The organism is Pseudomonas sp. DVZ6 (assembly GCF_024259445.1).
GTDB classification, from domain to species: Bacteria; Pseudomonadota; Gammaproteobacteria; order Pseudomonadales; family Pseudomonadaceae; genus Aquipseudomonas; species Aquipseudomonas peradeniyensis.
Genome location: NZ_JANCLM010000002.1, coordinates 44,072 through 66,845 on the forward strand (window position 1 = coordinate 44,072; position 22,774 = coordinate 66,845).

Sequence of the window (22,774 nt, forward strand, 5' to 3'; positions counted from 1 at the left end):
ATACGATCCAGGGCGAACGATGTCGCCCTGGTTGGACCCCTTCGGAATCAGCGTTCCTTGTCCATGCCCTGGTCTTGGTCGCGTTGTTGACCACCGACTTTTCCAGTGTCGGTAAGGTTCTCCCTGTCATCAGGCTGTTCCACCGATTGCCCGCCTTTTCGCCCGGTATCCTGGGACTGCGCCCAATCCTTGTCGGTCTTGTTATCAGGCCGTTGACCGCCTTGCTGGCCGCCTTTCTGCCGGTCGGTCATGTCGCCTGCTGAGCCGTGGCCGCCTTGTTGGCCGGCGTTGCCCATATTGTTGTCGGCGCTACGGTCGCCGCCCTTGTCCTGATTGTTAGCCATGATGGCTTACCTCTGGTCGAACACAGGAAGGTCTGTGTTCAGTTATGACTGGGCTGTCAGTCATCGCAGTAAAAATATTCTCGGTTTTTCGGACCAGTTGCCTGAAGGACCGCGAGGCAAATATTTAGCGGGTGAACAACAGCAGTGCAGGGAGGCGCCCTGCACTGTGAGAACACCTGCCGAAGGGGGCGAGAAAAACCGGAACTTTGCCCGCCTTGTGGGTCTCCACCGCATGCCGGCGTGCAAATCGAGGTGAGTCCATGAACAGCGACAACGATACCGACGACAATCGACCACAATCCCCGGTGCAACCGGAGGATGACGAGCCGCAGGTGCAATCAGACGACCCGGACATAGGCCAGCCTGGCGAAGCCGGGCAATCGGCCTGAAGGAGATCCAGCCATGAAATTCGACCGGTTTGCCCAATGGCTGGCCAACCACAGTGGACGCCCGGTGACTTTCGCCATCGCATTGATGCTGATCATCGCCTGGGGCGTGAGCGGGCCGTTGTTCCACTTCAACGATACCTGGCAACTGGTGATCAACACCTCGACCACGATCATCACCTTCCTGATGGTGTTCCTTATCCAGAACACCCAGAACCGCGACAACGATGAGTTGCACATCAAGATCGACGAGCTGCTGCGCACCACCAAGCGGGCGCACAAGGCACTGCTCGACCTCGAGGACATGGGGCCGGCCGAACTGCATGCGCTGCGCAAGCATTACCAGCGAATGGGCGAGCACGACACGACGGTGCCGGGCAGTGACTCTGCGCAAAAGAACACGCCTGACTGACCCTGGAGGACGACATGGCCAGACACATCATCCACTACACCGGCCCGATCAACTCCGCGACCTGCGGCAACCTGATCAGTACCTGCTCCAAGGCTTTGCAGCAGGGCGCCGAGGTATTGCAGCTGAATATCGCCACCATGGGCGGCGAGTGCAGCTACGGTTTCACCCTGTACAACTTCCTGCGCGCCTTGCCGGTGCCGGTGCATACCCACAACCTGGGCACGGTCGAATCGATGGGCAATATCCTGTTCCTTGCCGGTGTTCACCGTACGGCCTGTGCCTGCAGCAAGTTCCTGTTTCATCCCTTCCACTGGACCTTGCACGGTTCGGTAGACCATGCGCGCATGGCCGAATACGCCATGAGCCTGGACTACGACCTGCGCCTGTATGCGCAGATTGTTGCCGAGCGGACCGAAGGTGCCAGCGAAGTGCTCGACGTGCCGCGTTATTTGATGGCCTATCCGCGCATCCTGGAGCCGCAGGAGGCGCTGGCCAGCGGGATGATCCATGCCATCGACGAGTTGCCGATCGCTGCGGATGCGGTGCAATGGAGCGTGCATGCGTGAGCCCGGACGGCCTGCGCGGCGGGACCAGGCAAACCAATCCGGGCAACTTTGTAATGGGCTGGCCCTCCCTTCAGTCTGCCTGACAATTTATTGAATTTTCATGGAACACCACGATCAGTCAAAGAGTCATCCATGGAGAAGAGGAGGGCCTGCGGCAATGCCAAGTCCCCAGCTGTACACCATTGAATATCGGCTGCACGGAGAGCCGCGGCGGTTCATCATCCGCCAGGAACACATGGACAACGCCGAAGCCTGGCACTGGGCCAGTTGCGATGCGGGATTGGGGATCATCCCGAAGTTCGGACGGGAAAAGATCAAAAAGGTCAGCCGGCCGATGGCCGAGCGGCATGGCATTACCGATGTGCACTGGCGGGTGTGAACCCGCGCAGGGAACAACGCCCGACAGCGAGTCACATATCCTGTGGGAGCGGGTTTACCCGCGAATAAAGCAACGCGGTATATGGCACCGGCTGCGCCGGTGTTCGCGGGTGAACCCGCTCCCACAGGGCCCCGCGACAGCTGACAGCCCGATCTGCGCTTAATTGCCCGAATATTTGACCGCCGCCGCCGTGCGGGTCGGCACATTGAGGGTCTTGAGCAGCGAAGACACATGAATACGCACCGTGAACGGCGAGATATCCAGCGCACGTGCGATCTCCTTGTTGGTCTTGCCTTGGGCGATCAGGCGCAACACGTCCTGCTGGCGGTGGGTGAGCTGTTCCAGCTCGCTGGAAGCCCCCAGTTGCGGCAGCAGGCCGCTGGGCAGGTAGTTGACCACCACCTCGCCGGCGCGGATGGCGAGGATGGCCGTGCCGATCTCCGCGGGGCTGACGCTCTTGCCGATGAAACCATCGACGCCGGCGGCCATGACTTCGCAGATCACCTCCGGGTCGTCGACCATCGACACCACGATCAGCGTGGTACGCGGCAGTTGCCGGCGCAGCTCGGCGAGGCGACCGATGCAGGTCAGGCCGGGAAAGCGCAGATCGAGGATCAGGGTATCGGGCGTTGTGCCCAGGGTCGCCAGGCGCAGCACGTCGGCCAGGCTGCCGGCTTCCTCCAGCCGGGCTTCGGGCAGGATGCGCCGCACGGTGTTGACCATGGCTTCCCTGAACAGCGGATGGTCATCTGCCACGATGATGCGACAACTCACGTCGAGGAACTCCCTGTCGTCCGACACATGCTAATTTAGCAGTCAACTGCGGCATTTTCCCATGATGCTTGCCGCAAATGCCGACTGGCGCACAAGGACGTTACCCCATGAAGTTCGAAAAGAACAACGAACTGGACCAGGCCAACCTGCGCATCATCGTCGCCTCCTGCGCGATCAGCTACGTGGCGCTGCTGGGCTTCCTGCCGGGTCGCTCGCCGGCCACCTATCTGCCGGTGATACTCTACTACGCCGCTTTCGTGGTGGTTTCGATCGGCATGCGCCAGGCTATCAAGCGCTGGCCGGGGCATTATCCGGCGCGGCGGATCTTCGGCATGCTCGGTGACTACACCGGCACCAGCTTCGGCCTGGTGGTCGGCGGCGAAACCGCGCTGCCGCTGTATGCGGTGATGGTGTGGATCAACCTGGGCAACGGCATGCGCTTCGGTTCGCGCTACCTGGCCATTGCCACTGTGCTGGCCCTGGGGGCGTTGTTGGTGGTTTGGCGGCTGACCCCCTACTGGCAGGAGCAGCCGTTTCTACTGCCGATGCTGCTGACCACCAGCACCCTGATCCCGTTCTATGCCCACCTGTTGCTGGAGCGCACGCGCAAGGCCACGGCCCTGGCCGAGGCCGCGACCCGCGAGAAATCCCGCTTCCTGGCCCAGGCCAGCCACGACCTGCGCCAGCCGATCCACTCGATCGGCCTGTTCACCGCCTGCCTGCGCGAGGCACGCCTGGGCGAGGAGGAGCGGCGCCTGGTGGACAGCATCGACCGCTCGCTGCTCAACGTCTCGCAGCTGTTCCGCTCGATTCTCGACCTGTACACCCTGGACAACGGCCGGGTGCAGCCGAAATGGGAGACCTTTGCCGTGGACGGCTTCCTGCGCGAGCTGCTGCGCCAGAACAGCGAGGCGGCGCGCTGGGCCGGGGTCGAGATGCGCCTGGTGCCGAGCCGTCACTGGATCCGCGCCGATCCGGGCATGCTGGCGACCATGGTGCAGAACGTGTTGTCCAACAGCTTCAAGTACGCCACCGGACGCCGGTTGCTGATCGGCGTGCGGCCTTGCGGGCAGGGCCTGGCCATCGTTGTCTGCGACCAGGGTCGGGGGATTGCCGAGGAGCACCAGGACCGGGTGTTCGAGGAGTTCTACCGGGTGCGCGAGGCACGCGACAAGGATGTCGAGGGGGTTGGCCTGGGTCTGGCCATCGTCAAGCGCCTGGGGCGGTTGATGGGCCTGCAGGTCAGCCTGCGCTCGCGCCTGGGGCATGGCACCTGCGTGACCCTGCAGGGGTTGGCCAGGGCCCCTGCGCAAGTGCCGCGGGCCACGCTTGAGCAGGCCGTGCAGGCGGGCCTGCTCACCGGGCTGCGGGTGTGCCTGGTGGAGGACGACCACAACGTGCTGCAGGCCACCAGTGCCTTGTTGCAACGCTGGGGGTGCGAGGTGCAGGCCGAGAGTTCGCCCCATGGCCTGGTCAGCGACTGTGATGTGATCGTCGCCGACTATGACCTGGGACCGCAGGCTACCGGCATTGACTGCATCGACCAGTTGCGCGCGCAGCGCGGTGCCGATGTGCCGGCGCTGATCATGACCGGTCACGACATCGACAGGCTGCAGGGCGCCTTGCACGCGCGGGGTATCGCGGTGCTGGCCAAGCCGGTGCGACCTGCCGAGTTGCGCGCGGCGTTGCGCGCCCTGCGCGAGACGGCAGCGGCGCCGGCGGTTCAGGCCGGCGCTTGAGGGTGTCACTGGAAGACGGGGGCCTGGCCTTCCTTCCAGCAAGTTGGTGACGGGGTGTAGATGCCCATGCCGGCCACGGCGACCAGACCGCCGCTGGGCACCTGGCAGTCAAACTGGCCCTTGGAGGTGCTGGCGGTGAAGTAGGTGGTGTTGGAGTCGCTGCGCAGGTTGCTGACCTTGCTTACCGGCACGCCGAGGGTGACCTCGGTACGCTGCTTGAGGGTGTCGGCGCTGGGGCTGGCGGTCTGGCAACCGGCCAGGGTGGCGAGGCCGGCAAGCAGGACCAGGGACTTGAAGGGGAAGGACATGGGGATCATCGCGTTGCTTCCTTGGCATTGTTCTCGGTACGGCGCACCCACCGCCAGGAAGGGGGGCTGGCTATGGGGCGATGGGCCGACTATAGCGCCGAGGGAGCATTGCGCGATGTAGGGCGGATGTGCGAGGTGGCATAGTGATGGCAATTTCAAGGTGTTGAGACTTGGCGTCCGGCTTGGAATTGCCGGGGCTGCTTTGCAGCCCTTTCGCGGCACGAGGCCGCTCCTACAAGGGGGCGCGAATCTCCTGTAGGAGCGGCCTTGTGCCGCGAAAGGGTCGCAAAGCGACCCCAGTAATCGCAAGACCTTGAAAGGGATGGCCGCCTATCGCCAAGCCCCTCGCAACCCAACCACGCTCACCGCTTCACCACCAACGTCAAGATGTCATAACTGGCCACCAGCTCACCCAGCTGGTTGGTCACCTCCACATCCCACGCCACCACCCCTTGCGCCTGCCCCTGCGGACTGGTCTTGCCCTGGTCGATCTTGCGCTTGCAGGTCAAGCGCGCCTGGATGGTGTCGCCGATCCCCACCGGGGTAATGAAGCGCAGGGTGTCCAGGCCATAGTTGGCCAGCACTGGCCCTTCGCCCGGAGAAACAAACAACCCGGCCGCCGCCGACAGCACGAAGTAACCGTGGGCGATGCGCTTGCCGAACTGCGACTGCTTCGCCGCGATCTCGTCGAAGTGCATGTAGAAGTGATCGCCCGACAGGCAGCCGAAGTTGACCAGGTCGGCCTCGGTCACGGTGCGGCGGTGGGTCAGCAGCGATTCGCCGATGCGCAGGTCGTCAAAATGACGGCGGAACGGGTGCACCTCGGTCTCGATCACCTCGGCGCCGCGCACGTATTCGCCGGTCACCGCCATCAGCATGCTCGGCGAGCCCTGCACGGCGGCGCGCTGCAGGTAGTGCTTGACCGCGCGCAGCCCGCCCAGCTCTTCACCGCCGCCCGCACGGCCGGGGCCGCCGTGCTTGAGTTGCGGCAATGGCGAGCCATGGCCGGTGGATTCCTTGGCCGCCTCGCTGTCGAGCACCAGCAGCCGCCCGTGCCAGGCCGCCGCCACCGGAATGGCCTTGGCCGCCACGGCGCGGTCGGCGGTGACCAGCGATGCCACCAGGCTGCCCTTGCCGCGGGCGGCCAGGGTCAGGGCTTCGTCGAGGTCGTCGTAGGCCATCAGCGTGCTCACCGGGCCGAACGCCTCGATATCGTGGGCGCCGCCCTCGGCATGCGGGTCGCGGGCCAGCAGCAGGGTCGGGGCGAAGAACGCGCCCTCGGCCACGCCATCGCCGACCGGGGTGAAACCGTCACTGGCCCCCAGCAACTGCTCGCAGCTGTCCAGCAATTGGCGCACGCGTTCGCCGACATCGCGCTGCTGGTCGTGGGAGGCCAGCGCGCCCATGCGCACGCCCTCGACCGCAGGATCGCCCACCACCACCTTGCGCAGGCGTTCGCGCAGGCGGCTGGCCACCGCGTCGAGGTGCCTGGCCGGGACGATGGCGCGGCGGATCGCCGTGCATTTCTGCCCGGCCTTGGTGGTCATCTCCCGCGCCACTTCCTTGATGTACAGCTCGAACTCCTCGCTGTCGGGGCTGACGTCCGGGCCGAGGATGGCGCAGTTGAGCGAGTCGGCCTCGGCGGTGAAGGGCACCGAGTGGCGGATCAGGTTCGGGGTCACGCGCAGCTTGGCCGCCGTGTCGGCGGAACCGGTGAAGGTCACCACGTCCTGGCCCTGCAGGCGGTCGAGCAGATCGCCGGTGCTGCCGATCACCAGTTGCAGGCTGCCGGCCGGCAACAGGCCCGATTCGTTCATCAGACGCACCACGGCCTCGGTCAGGTAGCTGGTCGAGGTGGCAGGCTTGACGATGCACGGCATGCCGGCGAGGAAGGTCGGGGCGAACTTCTCCAGCATGCCCCAGATCGGGAAGTTGAAGGCGTTGATATGCACGGCCACGCCTGTGCGCGGCACCAGGATATGGCTGCCGGCGAAGTGGCCGTTCTTGCCCAGCGCAATTGCCGGGCCTTCATGCACCAGGTTGCCCGACGGCAGTTCGCGCCGGCCCATGCTGGAATAGGCGAACAGCGTGGCGTTGCCGCCCTCGATGTCGATCCAGCTGTCGGCGCGGGTGGCGCCGGAGTGGTGGGACAGGGCGTAGAGCTGCTCCTTGCGCTCGGCCAGGTACAGCGCCAGGGCCTTGAGGCGGGCGGCGCGCTGCTGGAAATCCATGGCCAGCAGTTGCTTGAGGCCCTGGGCCCGGGCGAAATCCACGGCTTCGGCGAAGTCCGGGCGCTCTTCGTGGCTGTAGGCCAGGACGTGGCCGTCGAGGGCGCTGCGCAGGGCCTGGGCGCCGTGCTGGCCGATCCAGCGGCCGGCGATGAAGCTTTGCAGGGTAGGGGCGGCGGACATGCTGTTCTCCTTTGAAGGGGCGCGGTTACCACAGCGCCACGGTGTAGCCGATGATCAGGCGGTTCTCGTCCACGGCATTGGTCAGGCCATTGCCGGAACGGAAGGTGACATTGCGCCAGCGCAGGCTGACGTCCTTGAACGGGCCGCTCTGGATGACGTAGGTGATGTCGGTGTCGCGCTCGCGCTCGCGGCCATTGCTGAGCGTGGCGGTTTCGGCGTGGCGGCCGTCGGTGTAGCGGGTCATGAAACTCAACCCGGGAATGCCCATCGCGACGAAGTCGTAGTCGTAGCGCAGTTGCCAGGAGTCGAGCCCGGCGCGGGTGAAGGTGTTGTAGGTGACCAGGTTGACGGTGTACGGATCGCCGCCGTTGAGGAACGGGAAGGCGCTGTCGCCGGACATCTGCTGCCAGGTGGCGGTGAACTTGTGGGCCTTCACGCCCAGGGTGAACATGGCGTTGAAGTTGCGGTTGTCGATGCGCCCGGCGCGCTCGGCGCCATCGCCGCGGCTGTCGAAGTAGCGCAGGTCGCTGCGCAGGCTGACGCCTTCGGCCAGGGGCTGGGTGTGCAGCAAGCCCACATACTGCTGGCGGTAGATGTCCTCGAGCTTGGCGTAGTAGTAGCTGACGCTGGCCTGCGGGCTAATGGCGTAGCTGCCGCCACCGAAATCGAAGTGGTCGCTGCTGGCGGCGCCGTAGCCGATGTCGTCGCGCCCGGAGGAGTCGCGCAGGTTGGCCTTGGTCAGGCGGCCGCCGTTGAAGGTCAGGCCGTCCAGCTCCTGGCTGGTCAACAGGCCGCCCTGGAAGGTCGAGGCCAGCAGGCGGGTGTCGTTGTACACCACCACCGGCAGGATCGGCTGCAAGGTGCCCAGGCGCAGGGTGCTCTTGGACACCCGCAGTTTGCCGGTCAGGCCCAGTTCGCTGTAGTCGTCCACCGGCTCCAGGCTGCGCGGCCCGTAGGGCAGCAGGCCGGTGTTGCGCCGGTCGCGGCTGGAGTCGAGCTTGATGCCCAATTGGCCCATGGCGTCCACCCCGACACCGACCGGCCCCTCGGTGAAACCCGACTCGAAGCGGGCGGTGAAGCCCTGGCCCCATTCCTCGGCCTTGCTCTGCGGGGCGTTGCCCTGGCGGAAGTCGCGGTTGATGTAGTGGTTGCGCAGTTCCAGGCGTGCGTGGCTGTCAGCAATAAAGTCCGCCATGGCTGGCAAGGGCAGGGCGAGGGTGGCCAGCCAGGCGGCTGACTTGAAGTGCGTGCGGTTCATTGTTGTTGTACCCGACATTGTTATTGTTCTTGAGGTCAGTGCTTGCTGGCGCCGGCGGCGCCGATACCGGTCATCGAGCGGATGAACTGGGCCAGGTAGCGCCCACGTTCTTCGCGCGCCCGCTCCGAGCTGTCGGTGACCGAGAAGGCCCAGGCGGCGAGGAAGGCCAGCGACATGGAGAACAGCGCCGGGTTGCTGTAGGGGAACAGCGCCCGCTCGTTGTGCAGCACGTTGACCCACACCGCCGGCCCCAGCACCACCAGGACGATCGCCGAGACCAGCCCGGCCAGGCTGCCGCCCACCGCACCGCGGGTGGTCAGGCCTTTCCAGAACATCGAGAGCAGCAGCACCGGGAAGTTGACCGAGGCGGCCACCGCCAGCACCAGGCCGGAGAGGAAGGCGATGTTCTGCGACTCGAACAGCAGCCCCAGCAGCACCGCGAACAGGCCGATCCCCAGGGTGGCCAGGCGCGAGACGCGCATCTCTTCCTGCTCGCTGGCCTGGCCCTTGCGCACCACGCAGGCGTACAGGTCGTGGGACACCGCCGAGGCACCGGACAGCGCCAGGCCCGCGACCACGGCGAGGATGGTGGCGAAGGCCACCGCCGAGATGAAACCGAGGAACAGGTTGCCGCCCACGGCCTGGGCCAGGTGCACCGCGACCATGTTGCCGCCGCCGATGATCGCCCCGCTGGCGTCGCGGTAGGACGGCTCGGTGCCGACCATGACGATGGCGCCGAAGCCGATGACGATCAGCAGCAGGTAGAAATAGCCGATGAAACCGGTGGCGTAGAACACGCTCTTGCGCGCTTCCTTGGCGTCGCTGACGGTGAAGAAGCGCATGAGGATATGCGGCAGGCCGGCGGTGCCGAACATCATGCCCAGGCCCAGGGAGATGGCGTCCACCGGGTTGGACAACAGCGCTCCCGGCGCCATGATCGCCTGGCCCTTGGCGTGCACGGCCACGGCGCTGGCGAACATTGCCTCGGTGCTGAAGCCGAAGTGCCTGAGCACCATGAAGGCCATGAAGGTGGTGCCCGACAGCAGCATCACCGCCTTGATGATCTGCACCCAGGTGGTGGCGAGCATGCCGCCGAAGGTGACGTACAGCACCATCAGCACGCCCACCAGCATCACCGCGTACAGGTAGCTGATGCCGAACAGCAGTTCGATCAGCTTGCCGGCGCCGACCATCTGCGCCACCAGGTACATCAGCGCCACGGCCAGGGTGCCGAAGGCCGAGGTCAGGCGCACCGGGGCCTGGGCCAGGCGGTAGGAGACCACGTCGGCGAAGGTGTACTTGCCCAGGTTGCGCAGGCGCTCGGCGATCAGGAACAGGATGATCGGCCAGCCGGCCAGCACGCCCAGGGCGTAGAGCAGGCCGTCGTAGCCGTTCATGAACATCATCGCCGAGATGCCGAGGAAGGAGGCGGCGCTGATCATGTCGCCGGCGATCGCCAGGCCGTTCTGCATGCCGGTCAGGCCGCCGCCGGCGGTGTAGAAGTCGCTGGCCGAGCGGGTGCGCAGGGCGGCCCAGCGGGTCACCAGCAGGGTGAAGCCGACAAACACCAGGAACATCGAGATGGCGGTCCAGTTCATCGCGCGCACTCCTGCTTGACCACCTCGTTGAGCGGGTCGATGACGCGGTTGGCGCGGTGCATGTAGACCCCGGTGAGGGCGAAGGACAGCAGCACCATCAGCACGCCCACCAGCATGCCGACACTGGTCACCCCGCCGCTGAGGGACTGGCCGAGCACGCCGGGGGCGAAGGCCACCAGCAGGACGAAACCGTAGTAGGCGACGAGCATGGCCAGGGTCAGCGAGCCGTTGAGGCGGCGCTTGCGCTGGATCAGTTGCACGAAGGCGGGGTGCTTGCTGATGGATTCGAGGTGTTCGGGTGTCATGGGGAGCGTTCTCTCTGGCTGTTGTAATTGTTTTTTCAGGTCACGCGGGTGTTGCCGGTATCTGTGTTGGCTTCTTTGCGGGTAAACCCGCTCCCACAGGGACGGCGTTGGTCTTGAGGGCGCCGATGTACCTGTGGGAGCGGGTTTACCCGCGAAGCAGGCGACGCGGTGCTAGAGCTGATCGAAATCGAGCACCACCTTGTCGCTCAGCGGGTAGGTCTGGCACGACAGCACATACCCGGCCGCCACTTCGTAGTCCTCCAGGGCATGGTTGCTGTCCATCTCCACCTCGCCCTCGATCACCTTGCACTTGCAGGTCGAGCACACCCCGGCCTTGCACGACCAGGGCAGTTCGGCGCCGATGGCGTTGCCGGCCTCGAGCACGCTGCGGGTGTTGCGCGGCAGGTCGAAGGCCAGGGCGCGGCCGTCGCTGATCACGGTGACGTGGCTGACCGCCGAATCCACCTGGCGCGCCGCCTCGCGGGCTTCGCGACGGGCCTCTGCACCGGCGGCGGCGAACAGCTCGAAGTGGATGCGCTCCCTGGCCAGGCCGTTGGCCTGCAGGCTGTCGCGCACGGTCTCGGTCATCGCCTGCGGGCCGCAGATGAATGCCGCATCGAGGGATTTGACGTCGAGCCAGCGAGCGAACAGCTGGCCGCACTTGTCGGCGTCGATGCGGCCGTTGTACAGGTCGACATCCTGCTGTTCGCGGCTGAACACGAAGATCAGGTTGAGGCGGTCGAGGTACTGGTTCTTCAGGTCTTCCAGACGATCGCGAAACAGCGCGCTGTTGCTGGCGCGGTTGCCGTACAGCAGGGTGAAGCGGCTGTGGGGTTCGCAGGCCAGGGTGGTGGCGACCAGCGACAGGATGGGGGTGATGCCGCTGCCGGCGGCCACGCCCAGGTAATGACCCCGGCGTGCCGGCTCCAGCGGCACGAAGAAGCTGCCCGACGGCGGCATTACCTCGAGCTGCTGGCCGGCCCTGAGCACTTCGTTGGCGAAGGCCGAGAAACGACCGCCCGGCACGCGTTTGACCGCCACGCGCAATTCGCCGTCCTGCACCGCGCTGCAGATCGAATAGGAGCGGCGCACTTCTTCGTCATCCAATCGGGTGCGCATGACCAGGTACTGGCCCTGGGTGAAACGAAACTCATCGTGCAGGTGCGCGGGCACGTCGAAGGCGATGGACACCGCGTCGCGGGTCTCCTGGCGCACTTGCTTGACGGTCAGGCTGTGAAACTGGCTCATGGCGTTCTCCACGGCTCAAAGGCATTTGAAATAGTCGAACGGCTCCAGGCACGCACGGCAGCGGTACAGGGCCTTGCAGGCGGTGGAGCCGAACTGGCTGAGCAGTTCGGTATCGCTACTTGCGCATTGCGGGCAGCACACCGTGGGCGAGGCCCCCCGCAGGCTGGCACTGCCGACGGGCGGTGCGATGCCGTAGGCGCGCAGGCGCTCGCGGCCCTGGTCGCTGATCCAGTCGGTGCTCCAGGCCGGGGTAAGCCTGCGCTCCAGCGCGGGCTCGGCGAACCCGGCCTGTTCCAGCGCCTGGCGGATATCGCCCTCGATCACCTCGGTGGCCGGGCAGCCGGAGTAGGTCGGGGTGACCACCAGGTGCAAGTGGCCGGCGCGCCAGTCGAGGTCGCGCACGACACCTAAGTCGACCACGCTGACCACCGGTACCTCCGGGTCCATCACCTCGGCCAGCACCGCCCAGGCCTGGGCCAGGTCGCCGTCGCGCAGGGCGCGGGCGCCGCGGTCACCCGCGATCAGCTCACCAGGTCGCATCGGGGTAGGCTCGCGGCAGGAACTGCATCTCGGCCAGCAGCAGGCCCAGGTGCTCGGTGTGCAGGCCCTTGCGCCCCTCCAGGTAGAAGTGGCTGGCGGCTTTCGGCAGCGGCAGCTCGACCGAGGCGAAGATCGTTTCCACCGTGGCGTGCCAGCGCTGGGCGACCTGCGTTGGGTCGGCGGCGATGCCGGCCTGGGCCAGTTGCACTTCACTGTCGCTGGCGACCGTCAGCTCGACGGTGAAGCGCCACAGCACGGGGATGGCCTCGAGCATGCGCCAGCGGCTCTCTTCGGTGCCGCCGCCCAGGCGCTGCACCCACTCGCCGGAGCGGCGCAGGTGGTAGGTCACCTCCTTCAGGGCCTTGGCGGCGATACCGGCGATGCGCTCATCGTTCGAGGCACACAGACCGTCAAGCACGGCGTGGTGCCAGGCGTCGTAGAGGAACTGCTTGAGCATCGTCACGGCATAGTCGCCGTTGGGCTGTTCGACCAGCAGCAGGTTGCGGTAGGCGCGCTCGTCGCGGCGGAAGACCAGGGCGTCGGCATCGCGGCCGTCGTCCTGCAGTTCGGCGGCATAGTCCAGCCAGTTGCGCGCCTGGCCGACCAGATCGAGGCCGACGTTCATCAGCGCCAGTTCTTCCTCCAGCGCCGGAGCCTTGCCGCACCACTCGCACAGGCGCTGGCCCTGGACCAGGGCGCTGTCGCCGAGCAGCAGCAGGTATTGAATCAATGCTTGCTTGTGCATGGCGCGCCTCACATGTGTCCGACTTCGGCCGGCAGCTCGTAGAAGCTGGCGTGGCGATAGACCTTGTCATCCGCCGGGGCGAACAGCGGGTCCTTCTCGTCGGGGGAGGAGGCGGTGATCAGCGCCGAGGGCACCACCCACAGGCTCACCCCCTCGCTGCGGCGGGTGTACAGCTCGCGGGCATTCTCGATGGCCATGGCGGCGTCGGCGGCGTGCACGCTGCCGACGTGCTTGTGGTTCAGGCCGTGCTTGCTGCGCACGAAGACTTCGAACAGGGTCCAGACAGACATTGGGGGTATCTCCGCATCATTCGCCGCTTCAGGCGGCGTTCTTGTTCTGTTGCTTGCGGGCATAGGCCACGGCGGCCTCGCGCACCCAGGCACCGCTTTCGATGGCGTTGCGCCGGGTGGCCAGGCGTTCCTGGTTGCACGGGCCGTTGCCCTTGATCACTTCGTAGAACTCGTCCCACTGGATCTCGCCGAAGTCGTAGTGGCCACGGGCCTCGTTCCACTTGAGCGCGGGGTCCGGCGCAGTGCAGCCGAGCAGTTCGAGCTGGGGCACGGTCTGGTCGATGAAGCGCTGGCGCAGTTCGTCGTTGGTCTGGCGCTTGATCTTCCAGGCCATGGACTGGGCGCTGTTGGGGGAATGCTCGTCGCTGGGGCCGAACATCATCAGCGCCGGCCACCACAGGCGGTCGATGGCGTCCTGGACCATGTCCTTCTGCGCCTGGGTGCCGTGGCGCATCATGGTCAGCAGCAGCTCGTAGCCCTGGCGCTGGTGGAAGCTCTCTTCCTTGCAGATGCGGATCATGGCGCGGGAGTAGGGGCCGTAGGAGGTGCGCTGTAGCACCACCTGGTTGACGATCGCCGCGCCGTCCACCAGCCAGCCCACCGCGCCCATGTCGGCCCAGCTCAGGGTCGGGTAGTTGAAGATGCTTGAGTACTTGGCCTTGCCACTGTGCAGCCTGGCGATCTCTTCGTCGCGGTCGGCGCCGAGGGTTTCCATGGCGCTGTACAGGTACAGGCCGTGGCCGGCTTCGTCCTGGATCTTGGCCATCAGCTGCAGCTTGCGCTTGAGCGACGGGGCGCGGGTGACCCAGTTGCCTTCCGGTAGCATGCCGACGATTTCCGAGTGGGCGTGTTGGGAGATCTGGCGGATGAGGGTCTGGCGGTAGGCCTCGGGCATCCAGTTCTTGGCTTCGATCTTTATTTCGGCGTCGATCTTCTCCTGGAAGGCGCGCTCTTCGGGCGACATCTCCTCCAGGGACTTGAGGCGCTTGACGCCGGTTTCTACGAGCTGTGCGTACATGTTCAGGCTCCCGGTTGTGGGCTGCTTGGGGCGTGGGTCATTTATAAGCGATACAAAACACAACATCAAACAGTATTTGATGTATCAAATAAGAATTGTGTATCGCATTGGGATTGTCGGGGCTGCTGCGCAGCCCTTTCGCGGCACAAGGCCGCTCCTACAAGGGGAATGCGATCTCCTCTGTAGGAGCGGCCTTGTGCCGCGAAAGGGGCGCAGAGCGCCCCCCAGCTTTCTAAAGGCCAAAAAAAGCCCCGGACCATGCCGGGGCTTCCTTCTCAGCGCTTGCCGTCAGCCAGCCAACCGCTTGTCATACACATGACAAGCCTTGCCCTCCGAACGTTTCAGCGTGCCGCAAGGCTGCAACTGGACCTGCGTGCTGATACCGATATAGGTCTTGATCTGCCGCGCCAGCTCGCCCACCACCTGCTTGCGCTGGCCCTCGTCGAGGTACTGGCTGTCGCTGCGCAGTTCCACATGCACCTCGACGCTGTCGAGGTTGCCATTGCGATACAGATGAATCTCATACAACTCTGAAAGCTGTTTTATCTTGAGCACCTGTTCCTCGATCTGCGTGGGGAACACATTGACCCCGCGGATGATCAGCATGTCGTCGCTGCGCCCGGTGATCTTGCCAATGCGCCGCATCGGCCGCGCCGTGCCGGGCAGCAGGCGGGTCAGGTCACGGGTGCGGTAGCGCACCATCGGCAATGCCTCCTTGCTCAACGAGGTGAACACCAGCTCGCCAAGCTGGCCGTCCGGCAGCACGTCGCCGCTGACCGGGTCGATGATCTCGGGGTAGAAGTGGTCCTCCCAGATGGTCGGGCCGTCCTTGGTCTCGAGGCATTCCATGGCCACGCCCGGGCCCATGATTTCCGAGAGCCCGTAGATGTCCAGCGCATCGATGCCCAGGCGTTGCTCGATGGAGCGGCGCAGTTCGTCGGTCCAGGGTTCGGCGCCGAAGATGCCCAGGCGCAGCTTGAGGTCGTGCGGGTCGATGCCCTGGCGCTCGATCTCGTCGGCCAGGTTGAGCATGTACGACGGCGTGACCATGATGATGTCGGGCTGGAAGTCGCGGATCAGCTGCACCTGCTTCTCGGTCTGGCCGCCAGACATGGGGATCACCGTGCAGCCCAGGCGCTCGGCACCGTAGTGCGCGCCCAGGCCGCCGGTGAACAGGCCGTAGCCATAGGACACATGCACCTTGTCGCCACGACGCCCGCCAGCGGCGCGGATCGAGCGCGCCACCACGTTGGCCCAGGTGTCGATGTCGTTCTGGGTGTAGCCGACCACCGTCGGCTTGCCGGTGGTACCGCTGGAGGCGTGCAGACGCACCACCTGGTCCTGGGGCACGGCGAACATGCCGTAGGGGTAGTTGTCGCGCAGGTCGTTCTTGCCGGTGAAGGGGAATTTCGCCAGGTCGTCCAGCGACTTCAGGTCATCGGGGTGGGCGCCGCAGGCGTCGAAGCGCTGGCGATACAGCGGCACGTTGGCGTAGGCGTGGTTCAGGCTCCAGCGCAGGCGATCCAGCTGGTGCTGGCGCAGCGCGTCGAGGCTGGCGGTTTCCATCGGGTCGAGCAGGGCGCGGTCGGCATCGTGGTAGAGGTTCATGGTTTCACTCGAGTTGTTCTTGTCGTGGGCCGAAGCCCTGAGTGTCATGGCAGGCAGCATACTGCCCGCGTCGCGTGGCGTCTCTGGCGGCTGATCAGAGGCGTTCGAGCACCAGGGCGATGCCCTGGCCGACGCCGATGCACATGGTGCACAGGGCATAACGCCCGCCGGTCTGTTCCAGCTGGTGCAGGGCGGTGGTGACCAGCCGTGCGCCGCTCATGCCCAGCGGGTGGCCCAGGGCGATGGCGCCGCCGTTGGGGTTGACCCGGGGATCGTCGTCGGCCAGGCCCAGCTCGCGCAGCACGGCCAAGCCCTGGGCGGCGAAGGCTTCGTTGAGTTCGATCACGTCCATGTCGGCCAGGGACAGGCCGGTCAGTTCCAGTACCTTGCGGGTGGCCGGCACCGGGCCGATGCCCATGAGTCGCGGCTCGACGCCCGCCGCCGCGAGGCCAAGCACCCGGCCGCGAGCCTTGAGGCCATGTCGCCGGGCTGCCGTGGGGCTGGCCAGGAGCAGGGCGCAGGCGCCGTCGTTGACCCCCGAGGCATTGCCGGCGGTGACGCTGCCGCCCTCGCGAAACGGCGTGCCCAGGCGCGCCAGTTGCTCAAGGGTGGTGTCGCCCCGTGGATGTTCGTCCTGCTCGATACGCTTGGCCGGGCCTTTGCGCTGGGGGATCTGCACCGCGACGATCTCCCGGGCCAGGCGGCCATTGGCCTGGGCGGCGGCGGCCTTGAGCTGGCTGCGCAGGGCGAAGGCGTCCTGGTCCTCGCGGGAGATGGCGAAGCGCTCGGCGACGTTCTCGGCGGTCTCGGGCATCGAGTCGATACCGTAGTGCGCCTGCATCAGCGGATTGACGAAACGCCAGCCGATAGTGGTGTCGAACAGCTGCGCGCTGCGGCCGAAGGCCTGTTCCGACTTGCCCATGACGAAGGGCGCCCGCGACATCGATTCGACGCCGCCGGCCAGCATCAGCCCGGCCTCGCCGCAGCGCAGGGCGCGGGCGGCGTTGCCGATGGCGTCCAGGCCCGAGCCGCACAGACGGTTGAGGGTGGTGCCGGGCACCTCGATCGGCAGCCCGGCCAGCAGGCCGGCCATGCGCGCGACGTTGCGGTTGTCTTCGCCGGCCTGGTTGGCGCAGCCAAGGATGACATCGTCCACGGCCGCCCAGTCCAGCTCCGGGTGGCGCGCCATCAGTGCCTTGATTGGCACCGCAGCGAGGTCGTCGGGGCGCACGCTTGCCAGGGCGCCGCCATAGCGACCAATGGGCGTGCGCACGGCATCGATGATCAGCGCGTGGGGCAGGGTGGCGTCAGTCATGGGAGGTCTCCGGCGACAGCACGGTGCCGCGCACTTTGTAGGATTTGCCGTGGAACAGGGCGATCAGCTCGCCCTGTTGGTTCTCGATGCGCACGTCGTAGTTGCCGGTGCGGCCCTTGCGGCTCTGCTCGCTGGCGGTGGCCAGCAACTGATCGCCCAGGCGTGCCGGCGCCACATAGTCGATGCTGCAACCCAGGGCCACGGCGGCTTCATCGTAGCTGTTGCAGGCGAAGGCGAAGGCCGAGTCGGCCAGGGCGAACAGGTAGCCGCCGTGGCAGGTGCCGTGGCCCTGGAGCATGTCGGCGCGCACGCGCATGCCCAGCCGGGCGCTGCCTGGGCCGGCGTCGAGCAGTTCGATGCCCAGGCCCTGGCTGGCGGCGTCGCGGGCGAACATGGCCTGGGCGCAGGCGCGGGCCAGGGTGTGTGCGGATTGCTCAGTCATGCAGGCAGCCTCCTTCGGCGTGGGTGCGGCGCAGCAGCAGGGACGGGCGATAACGTTCCTCGCCGTAGCTGCGTTGCAGGTTGTCGAGCACGTTCAGGGTGTAGCCGACCCCCAGGTCGTCGGCCCAGGCCAGCGGGCCACGCGGGTAGTTGACCCCGGCGCGCATGGCCAGGTCGATGTCGCCGGGCGTACCGACGCCTTGCAGCACGGCGTCGGCGGCTTCGTTGGCGAGCATGGCCACGGTGCGCAGCACCACCAGGCCGGGCAGGTCGGCCACCGGGCAGGCGCTCAAGCCGGCCCGGGCGAGCAGGTCGACGGCCTGGTCCAGGGCCTCGGCACTGCACTCGGCGCCGTGGCTGATGGCCAGGCGCGTGGCGCTGGTGTAGTCCAGGGCCAGGTCCAGCAGCACCAGGTTGCGCAAACCGTCCTCGCGGGCGCGCTGGCTGGCCAGGCGACCATCGGACAGCGCCAGGGTGGCATCCCCCACCCGCAGCAGGCCGCCGCCAGCGCGCTCGGTGACGTCGATACCCTTGGCGCGCAGGCGCTCGACCAGGGGCCGCAGGACACCGAGGTCACCTTCCACCGTGCAGCGCTCGACAGGCGCCTGGCTGGTGAGTGCCGCAGGCGCTGGCCGCTCGGCGCCTTCAGCGTAGCTATAGAAGCCCTGGCCGGTCTTGCGCCCGAGGCGCCCGGCGTCGACCAGCTCTTTTTGCACCAGCGATGGCTGGAAGCGGAAGTCGCCATAGAACGCCTCGAACACCGAGCAGGTCACCGCGTAGTTGACGTCATGGCCGATCAGGTCGGTCAGCTCGAAGGCGCCCATGCGAAAGCCTCCGGCGTCGCGCAGCAGGGCATCGAGGGTGGCGCAGTCGGCGGCGCCTTCTTGCAGCAGGCGCAGGCTTTCGGCGTAGAAGGGCCGAGCCACGCGGTTGACGATAAAGCCTGGCGTCGAACGGGTGTGCACCGGTTGCTTGCCCCAGTTGCGGGCGGTGTCGTACAGGGTGCTCGCCAATGTCGGCGCCGTGGCCAGTCCGGACACGACCTCCACCAGCGCCATCAGCGGTGCCGGGTTGAAGAAATGCATGCCGATCACCCGTTGCGGGTGCCGGAGCCCGGCGGCAAGGCTGGTGATTGACAGTGACGAGGTGTTGCTGGCCAGGATGCAGTCGTCGGCGCACCGGGCTTCAAGCTGGCGCAGCAGCTCCTGCTTGATCGGCAGGCTTTCGACGATGGCCTCGATCACCAGGCGGGCATCGGCCAGGTCGTCGAGGCTGTCGATCGGTTGCAGGCGAGCGCGGATGGTGCTGCGGGTGTCGGGGGTAAGCCTACCTTTCTCCACCAAGCGGCCGAGCTGTCGGTCGATACCCTCGATGGCCTGCGCGGCGGCGCCGGGGCGGTTGTCATACAGGCGTACCGGGTGGCCGGCCTGGGCCGCCACCTGGGCGATGCCGGCACCCATGGCGCCGGCGCCGATCACTGCCACCAGGGCGTCGTTGTCGAGTGCGGCCATGGTCAGCGCCCCCTGAACACAGCTGTGCGTTTGTTCATGAAGGCGCCGACGCCCTCGCGGTAGTCCTCGCTGCGCCCAGCCAGGCGTTGCAGGTCGCGCTCCAGTTCCAGCTGTTGGTCGAAGCGGTTGTCGAAACTCTGGTTGAGGGCACGCTTGATCAGGGCCAGGCCATAGGTGGGCTGGGTCGCCAGGTGGCGGGCGAGCTTGAGCGCTTCGTCGCGCAGCGCGGCATCGTCCACCACCCGGTGGATCAGCCCCCATTGCTCGGCCTGCTCGGCGCTCAGGCGCTCACCGAGCAGGGCCAGCGCCTTGGCCCGGGCCATGCCGACCAGGCGCGGCAGCAGCCAGGTGCCACCGGAGTCCGGCACCAGGCCGATCTTGCAGAACGCCTGGATGAAGCTTGCCGAGCGCGCCGCCAGCACCAGGTCGCAGGCCAGCGGCAGGTTGGCGCCGGCGCCGGCGGCCACGCCATTGACCGCGCAGATCACCGGCAGCGGCAGGTCGCGCAGACTGCGCACCAGCGGGTTGTAGAACTGCTCGATGGACTGGCCCAGGTCAGGCAGCTCGGCGCCGGGGGCGACATTGCGGTCGGCCAGGTCCTGGCCTGCGCAGAAGCCACGGCCTTCGCCGGTCAGCAGCAGCACCCGGGCGGTTTCGCTCTGGCGCACCTGCTTCAGCGCCTCGCGCACTTCCAGGTGCATGGCGCTGTTGAAGCTGTTGAGCTGCTCGGGCCGGTTCAGCGAAAGCAGGGCGACGCCGTCGTCGCCGATGGAAAACAGGATGTGCTGGAAGGACATGACTGGCTCGCTCCGTCAGTCGGTGGAAGGCTTACAGCCCTTGGAATCGGGCCGGGCGTTTGGCCTGGAAGGCGCGGATACCCTCGTCGCGGTCGGCGGTGCCGGCCAGCAGGGTGAAGGCGTGGCGTTCGAAGCGCAGGCCACAGGCCAGGTCCATGTCCTGGGCCTTGAGCAGCGCCTCCTTGGCCAGGCGCACCGCCAGCGGTGCCTTGGCGGCGATGGCGGCGGCCACCTGCAGGGCACGCTCTACGGTGAGTTCGGGCTGGGTGACTTCGCCGACCAGGCCTGCCTGCAGGGCGTGACGCGCGTCGATGGCTTCGCCGCCGAGGACCATCTGCATGGCCAGCGGCTTGCCCACGGCGCGCAGCAGGCGCTGGGTGCCGCCGGCGCCGGGGATGATGCCGAGGTTGATTTCCGGCTGGCCGAAACGGGCGTCGCTGCCGGCGATGACGATGTCGGCGCACATCACCAGTTCGCAGCCACCGCCGAGGGCGAAGCCGTTGACGGCGGCGATCAGCGGTTTGCCAAAGCCGGCGATGCGCTGCCAGTGGGCCACGCGCGGGTCGTTGAGGATGCCGACCAGGTCGCGCTGGGCCATTTCGTTGATATCGGCGCCGGCGGCGAAGGCCTTGCGGCTGCCGGTGATGACCACGGCGCGGATCTGCGGGTCCTGGTCGGCGGCGTCCAGTTCTGCGGCCAGCTCTTCCAGCAGCGCCGTGTTCAGGGCGTTGAGGGCTTGCGGGCGGTGCAGGGTGATCAGGCGGACGCCGTCCGCCGGGGCCTGCACGATGAGGTTGCTTGGCATGGGGGTACCTCAGGCTGCACGTTCGGCGCCGGCTGGGGCCGGCTTTTCTTGGAATTGTTCGTGGTGCTGGGGCAAGTATATGTTCAAAGTGATACGTAAAATCAACATTGAAATTGTAATTGCGTATCTATAGTTGAGCCGATCGACGCTATCGCGGGGCAAGCCCGCTCCCACGCTGTCTCGCTGTTGTAGCCATTTGTGGGCGCTGGCTTGCCCAGCGATTAGGTCATCACCGTGCTGACGCTTTGTGAGGAAAGCGATACACCAGCAAGGCATTGACTAAGTGATTTGATCTGATACAGGATCACCGGGTCTTCTGAATCATATCGAGCACCCAGCCCATGCCCTGCTATCGCCTCGACGGCCTGACCCCAGTGGTTCATCCCAGCGCCTACGTACACCCCAGCGCCGTGCTGATCGGCGACGTGTTGATCGGCCCCAACTGCTACATCGGCCCCCTGGCTTCGCTGCGCGGCGATTTCGGGCGAATAATCCTGGAAGAGGGCGCGAACCTGCAGGACACCTGCGTGATGCACGGTTTCCCCGGCGCCGACACGGTGGTCGAGCGCAACGGCCATATCGGCCATGGCGCCGTGCTGCACGGCTGTCGGATAGGCGAGGACGCCCTGGTCGGCATGAACGCGGTGGTCATGGACGGCGCGCATATCGCCCCACGCTGCATCGTCGCCGCCACGGCCTTCGTCAAGGCGGGATTCACGTGTACGGAACAGTGCCTGGTGGTCGGCGCGCCGGCCGAGGTCAAGCGCCCGATCAGCGACCAGGAGCTGGCCTGGAAACAGCGCGGCACTGCCGAATACCACAGCCTGGCCCGGCGCTGCATGACCGCGCTGGTGGAGTGCCCACCGCTGACCGCGCCCGAAGCGGACCGCCCACGCATGTGCGACTCCGGCTTCCGGCCCAAGGCCGAGGGCGGCGCATGAGCCTTGCGCGGTCGCGGCAGGCAGGTATAGTCGAGGCTTTAGCCGCGCCTCGTTCCCCCATGAGCAGCCTTGCCCCCCTGAACCACCTGATTACCCGTTTCCAGGAGCAGACGCCGATCCGCGCAAGCTCCCTGATCATCACCCTGTATGGCGATGCCATTGAACCCCATGGCGGCACGGTCTGGCTGGGCAGCCTGATCAACCTGCTGGAGCCGATGGGCATCAACGAGCGGCTGATCCGTACCTCGATCTTCCGCCTGACCAAGGAAGGCTGGCTGACCGCCGAGAAAGTCGGCCGGCGCAGCTACTACAGCCTGACCGGCACCGGTCGGCGGCGTTTCGAGAAAGCCTTCAAGCGCGTCTACAGCGCCAGCCTGCCGGCCTGGAACGGCGCCTGGACCCTGGTGCTGCTGGCGCAGCTCGACGCCGGCAAGCGCAAGGCCGTGCGCGAAGAGCTGGAATGGCAGGGCTTCGGCGCCATGGGCACGAACCTGCTGGGCTGCCCGCGCACCGACCGCGCCGACCTCGCCGCGACCCTGCGCGAGCAGGACGCCGAGGACGACTGCATCGTCTTCGAAACCCACGCTCAGGAAGTGCTGGCCTCCAAGGCTCTGCGCGCCCAGGTGCGGGAAAGCTGGAACATCGAGGAGCTGGGCCAGCACTACAGCGAGTTCATCCGCCTGTTCCGCCCGCTGTGGCAGGCCATGAAGGACCTCGAGGCGCCGAGCCCGCAGGACTGCTTCCTGGCGCGCACGCTGCTGATCCATGAATACCGCCGCCTGCTGCTGCGTGATCCGCAACTGCCGGACGAGCTGTTGCCGGGTGACTGGGAAGGGCGCGCGGCGCGGCAGCTGTGCCGCAACCTGTACCGGCTGGTGCAGGGCAGGGCGGAGGAATACCTGGCCTGCGCGCTGGAAACGGCGGATGGGCCGTTGCCGGATGCCAACGAGAGTTACTATCGACGCTTTGGCGGGCTTGGCTGAGCGGCACCTAACTGATGGGTTCAGCAGGGACCTGTAGGAGCGGCTTTAGCCG

At 66.5% G+C, this 22,774-nt stretch carries 25 protein-coding genes; 7 read left to right on the forward strand and 18 right to left on the reverse strand.

Features of this window, described 5'->3' with window-relative positions; translation table 11 throughout:
• Positions 1–47: 47 nt before the first annotated feature.
• Positions 48–344 (reverse strand): hypothetical protein, encoded by a 297-nt coding sequence (locus tag NMG10_RS01625; protein WP_254463592.1) that lies wholly within the window; start codon positions 342–344, stop codon positions 48–50.
• Positions 345–604: 260 nt separating this feature from the next.
• Between NMG10_RS01625 and NMG10_RS25945 the strand changes: the two genes are divergently transcribed.
• From NMG10_RS25945 to NMG10_RS01640, 4 genes are all read left to right on the forward strand, one after another.
• Positions 605–733 carry a hypothetical protein gene (locus NMG10_RS25945; RefSeq protein ID WP_267812455.1) on the forward strand — a complete coding sequence of 43 codons (129 nt, stop codon included), beginning with the start codon at positions 605–607 and terminating at the stop codon, positions 731–733.
• A 13-nt stretch (positions 734–746) separates the two neighbouring features.
• The gene (locus NMG10_RS01630) at positions 747–1,142 is read left to right on the forward strand and encodes a low affinity iron permease family protein (RefSeq protein ID WP_203646667.1); all 396 of its coding nucleotides are present in this window, start codon (positions 747–749) and stop codon (positions 1,140–1,142) included.
• Positions 1,143–1,156: 14 nt separating this feature from the next.
• Positions 1,157–1,708 (forward strand): ATP-dependent Clp protease proteolytic subunit, encoded by a 552-nt coding sequence (locus NMG10_RS01635; RefSeq protein WP_203646666.1) that lies wholly within the window; start codon positions 1,157–1,159, stop codon positions 1,706–1,708.
• Between the two features lie 157 nt (positions 1,709–1,865).
• Positions 1,866–2,087, forward strand: coding sequence for a DUF6555 family protein (locus NMG10_RS01640; protein ID WP_186713273.1), 222 nt, complete (start codon positions 1,866–1,868; stop codon positions 2,085–2,087).
• Positions 2,088–2,246: 159 nt separating this feature from the next.
• Here the strand turns inward: NMG10_RS01640 and NMG10_RS01645 are convergent, their stop codons facing one another.
• Positions 2,247–2,861, reverse strand: coding sequence for a response regulator transcription factor (locus NMG10_RS01645; protein WP_203646663.1), 615 nt, complete (start codon positions 2,859–2,861; stop codon positions 2,247–2,249).
• 107 nt (positions 2,862–2,968) lie between these two features.
• Between NMG10_RS01645 and NMG10_RS01650 the strand changes: the two genes are divergently transcribed.
• The gene (locus NMG10_RS01650) at positions 2,969–4,600 is read left to right on the forward strand and encodes a hybrid sensor histidine kinase/response regulator (protein WP_203646661.1); all 1,632 of its coding nucleotides are present in this window, start codon (positions 2,969–2,971) and stop codon (positions 4,598–4,600) included.
• Positions 4,601–4,605: 5 nt separating this feature from the next.
• On the opposite strand, the gene NMG10_RS01655 is transcribed toward NMG10_RS01650, so the two are convergent.
• The 16 genes from NMG10_RS01655 to paaF form a co-directional block, all read right to left on the reverse strand.
• Complete coding sequence (locus tag NMG10_RS01655) at positions 4,606–4,917, reverse strand: hypothetical protein (protein WP_232856177.1); 312 nt, start codon at positions 4,915–4,917, stop codon at positions 4,606–4,608.
• Positions 4,918–5,270: 353 nt separating this feature from the next.
• Positions 5,271–7,319, reverse strand: a complete 2,049-nt coding sequence (gene paaZ, locus NMG10_RS01660; protein WP_254463594.1) for a phenylacetic acid degradation bifunctional protein PaaZ — start codon at positions 7,317–7,319, stop codon at positions 5,271–5,273.
• Between the two features lie 25 nt (positions 7,320–7,344).
• Positions 7,345–8,577, reverse strand: coding sequence for an OprD family porin (locus tag NMG10_RS01665; RefSeq protein WP_254463596.1), 1,233 nt, complete (start codon positions 8,575–8,577; stop codon positions 7,345–7,347).
• 35 nt (positions 8,578–8,612) lie between these two features.
• The gene (locus tag NMG10_RS01670; RefSeq protein ID WP_244670900.1) at positions 8,613–10,175 is read right to left on the reverse strand and encodes a cation acetate symporter; all 1,563 of its coding nucleotides are present in this window, start codon (positions 10,173–10,175) and stop codon (positions 8,613–8,615) included.
• Entirely contained in the window at positions 10,172–10,480 is a 309-nt protein-coding gene (locus tag NMG10_RS01675) for a DUF485 domain-containing protein (protein WP_254463597.1), read from the reverse strand. The genes NMG10_RS01670 and NMG10_RS01675 overlap by 4 nt, the downstream gene beginning before the upstream one ends.
• A 171-nt stretch (positions 10,481–10,651) precedes the next feature.
• Positions 10,652–11,728, reverse strand: coding sequence for a 1,2-phenylacetyl-CoA epoxidase subunit PaaE (gene paaE / locus NMG10_RS01680; protein WP_254463599.1), 1,077 nt, complete (start codon positions 11,726–11,728; stop codon positions 10,652–10,654).
• A 15-nt stretch (positions 11,729–11,743) separates the two neighbouring features.
• Complete coding sequence (gene paaD, locus NMG10_RS01685) at positions 11,744–12,268, reverse strand: 1,2-phenylacetyl-CoA epoxidase subunit PaaD (protein ID WP_232856182.1); 525 nt, start codon at positions 12,266–12,268, stop codon at positions 11,744–11,746.
• A complete protein-coding gene (gene paaC, locus NMG10_RS01690; RefSeq protein WP_254463601.1) occupies positions 12,255–13,013 on the reverse strand; it encodes a 1,2-phenylacetyl-CoA epoxidase subunit PaaC in 759 nt (252 codons plus the stop codon). Before paaC ends, paaD begins: the two co-directional genes overlap by 14 nt.
• Before the next feature lie 8 nt (positions 13,014–13,021).
• Positions 13,022–13,303: a 1,2-phenylacetyl-CoA epoxidase subunit PaaB gene (gene paaB, locus NMG10_RS01695; RefSeq protein ID WP_011533969.1), complete on the reverse strand. Its 282-nt coding sequence runs from the start codon at positions 13,301–13,303 to the stop codon at positions 13,022–13,024.
• 28 nt (positions 13,304–13,331) lie between these two features.
• Positions 13,332–14,321, reverse strand: coding sequence for a 1,2-phenylacetyl-CoA epoxidase subunit PaaA (gene paaA, locus NMG10_RS01700; protein ID WP_232856184.1), 990 nt, complete (start codon positions 14,319–14,321; stop codon positions 13,332–13,334).
• A gap of 288 nt (positions 14,322–14,609) precedes the next feature.
• On the reverse strand, positions 14,610–15,929 hold the full coding sequence (paaK, locus tag NMG10_RS01705; RefSeq protein WP_110737010.1) for a phenylacetate--CoA ligase PaaK: 1,320 nt from the start codon (positions 15,927–15,929) through the stop codon (positions 14,610–14,612).
• Positions 15,930–16,023: 94 nt separating this feature from the next.
• Entirely contained in the window at positions 16,024–17,244 is a 1,221-nt protein-coding gene (gene pcaF, locus NMG10_RS01710; protein ID WP_274235406.1) for a 3-oxoadipyl-CoA thiolase, read from the reverse strand.
• A complete protein-coding gene (gene paaI / locus NMG10_RS01715) occupies positions 17,237–17,686 on the reverse strand; it encodes a hydroxyphenylacetyl-CoA thioesterase PaaI (protein ID WP_110737014.1) in 450 nt (149 codons plus the stop codon). Before paaI ends, pcaF begins: the two co-directional genes overlap by 8 nt.
• Positions 17,679–19,196, reverse strand: coding sequence for a 3-hydroxyacyl-CoA dehydrogenase PaaH (gene paaH, locus NMG10_RS01720; RefSeq protein WP_254463609.1), 1,518 nt, complete (start codon positions 19,194–19,196; stop codon positions 17,679–17,681). The genes paaI and paaH overlap by 8 nt, the downstream gene beginning before the upstream one ends.
• Before the next feature lie 2 nt (positions 19,197–19,198).
• Positions 19,199–19,993, reverse strand: coding sequence for a 2-(1,2-epoxy-1,2-dihydrophenyl)acetyl-CoA isomerase PaaG (gene paaG / locus NMG10_RS01725; protein ID WP_254463611.1), 795 nt, complete (start codon positions 19,991–19,993; stop codon positions 19,199–19,201).
• A 31-nt stretch (positions 19,994–20,024) separates the two neighbouring features.
• Complete coding sequence (gene paaF / locus NMG10_RS01730; RefSeq protein WP_203646643.1) at positions 20,025–20,798, reverse strand: 2,3-dehydroadipyl-CoA hydratase PaaF; 774 nt, start codon at positions 20,796–20,798, stop codon at positions 20,025–20,027.
• 341 nt (positions 20,799–21,139) lie between these two features.
• Here paaF and paaY point away from each other — a divergent pair, with 341 nt between their 5' ends.
• Together paaY and paaX are read left to right on the forward strand one after the other, a co-directional pair.
• Positions 21,140–21,739: a phenylacetic acid degradation protein PaaY gene (gene paaY, locus NMG10_RS01735; RefSeq protein WP_203646641.1), complete on the forward strand. Its 600-nt coding sequence runs from the start codon at positions 21,140–21,142 to the stop codon at positions 21,737–21,739.
• A 59-nt stretch (positions 21,740–21,798) separates the two neighbouring features.
• A complete protein-coding gene (paaX, locus tag NMG10_RS01740; protein ID WP_110737025.1) occupies positions 21,799–22,722 on the forward strand; it encodes a phenylacetic acid degradation operon negative regulatory protein PaaX in 924 nt (307 codons plus the stop codon).
• The last annotated feature ends 52 nt before the right edge of the window (positions 22,723–22,774 follow it).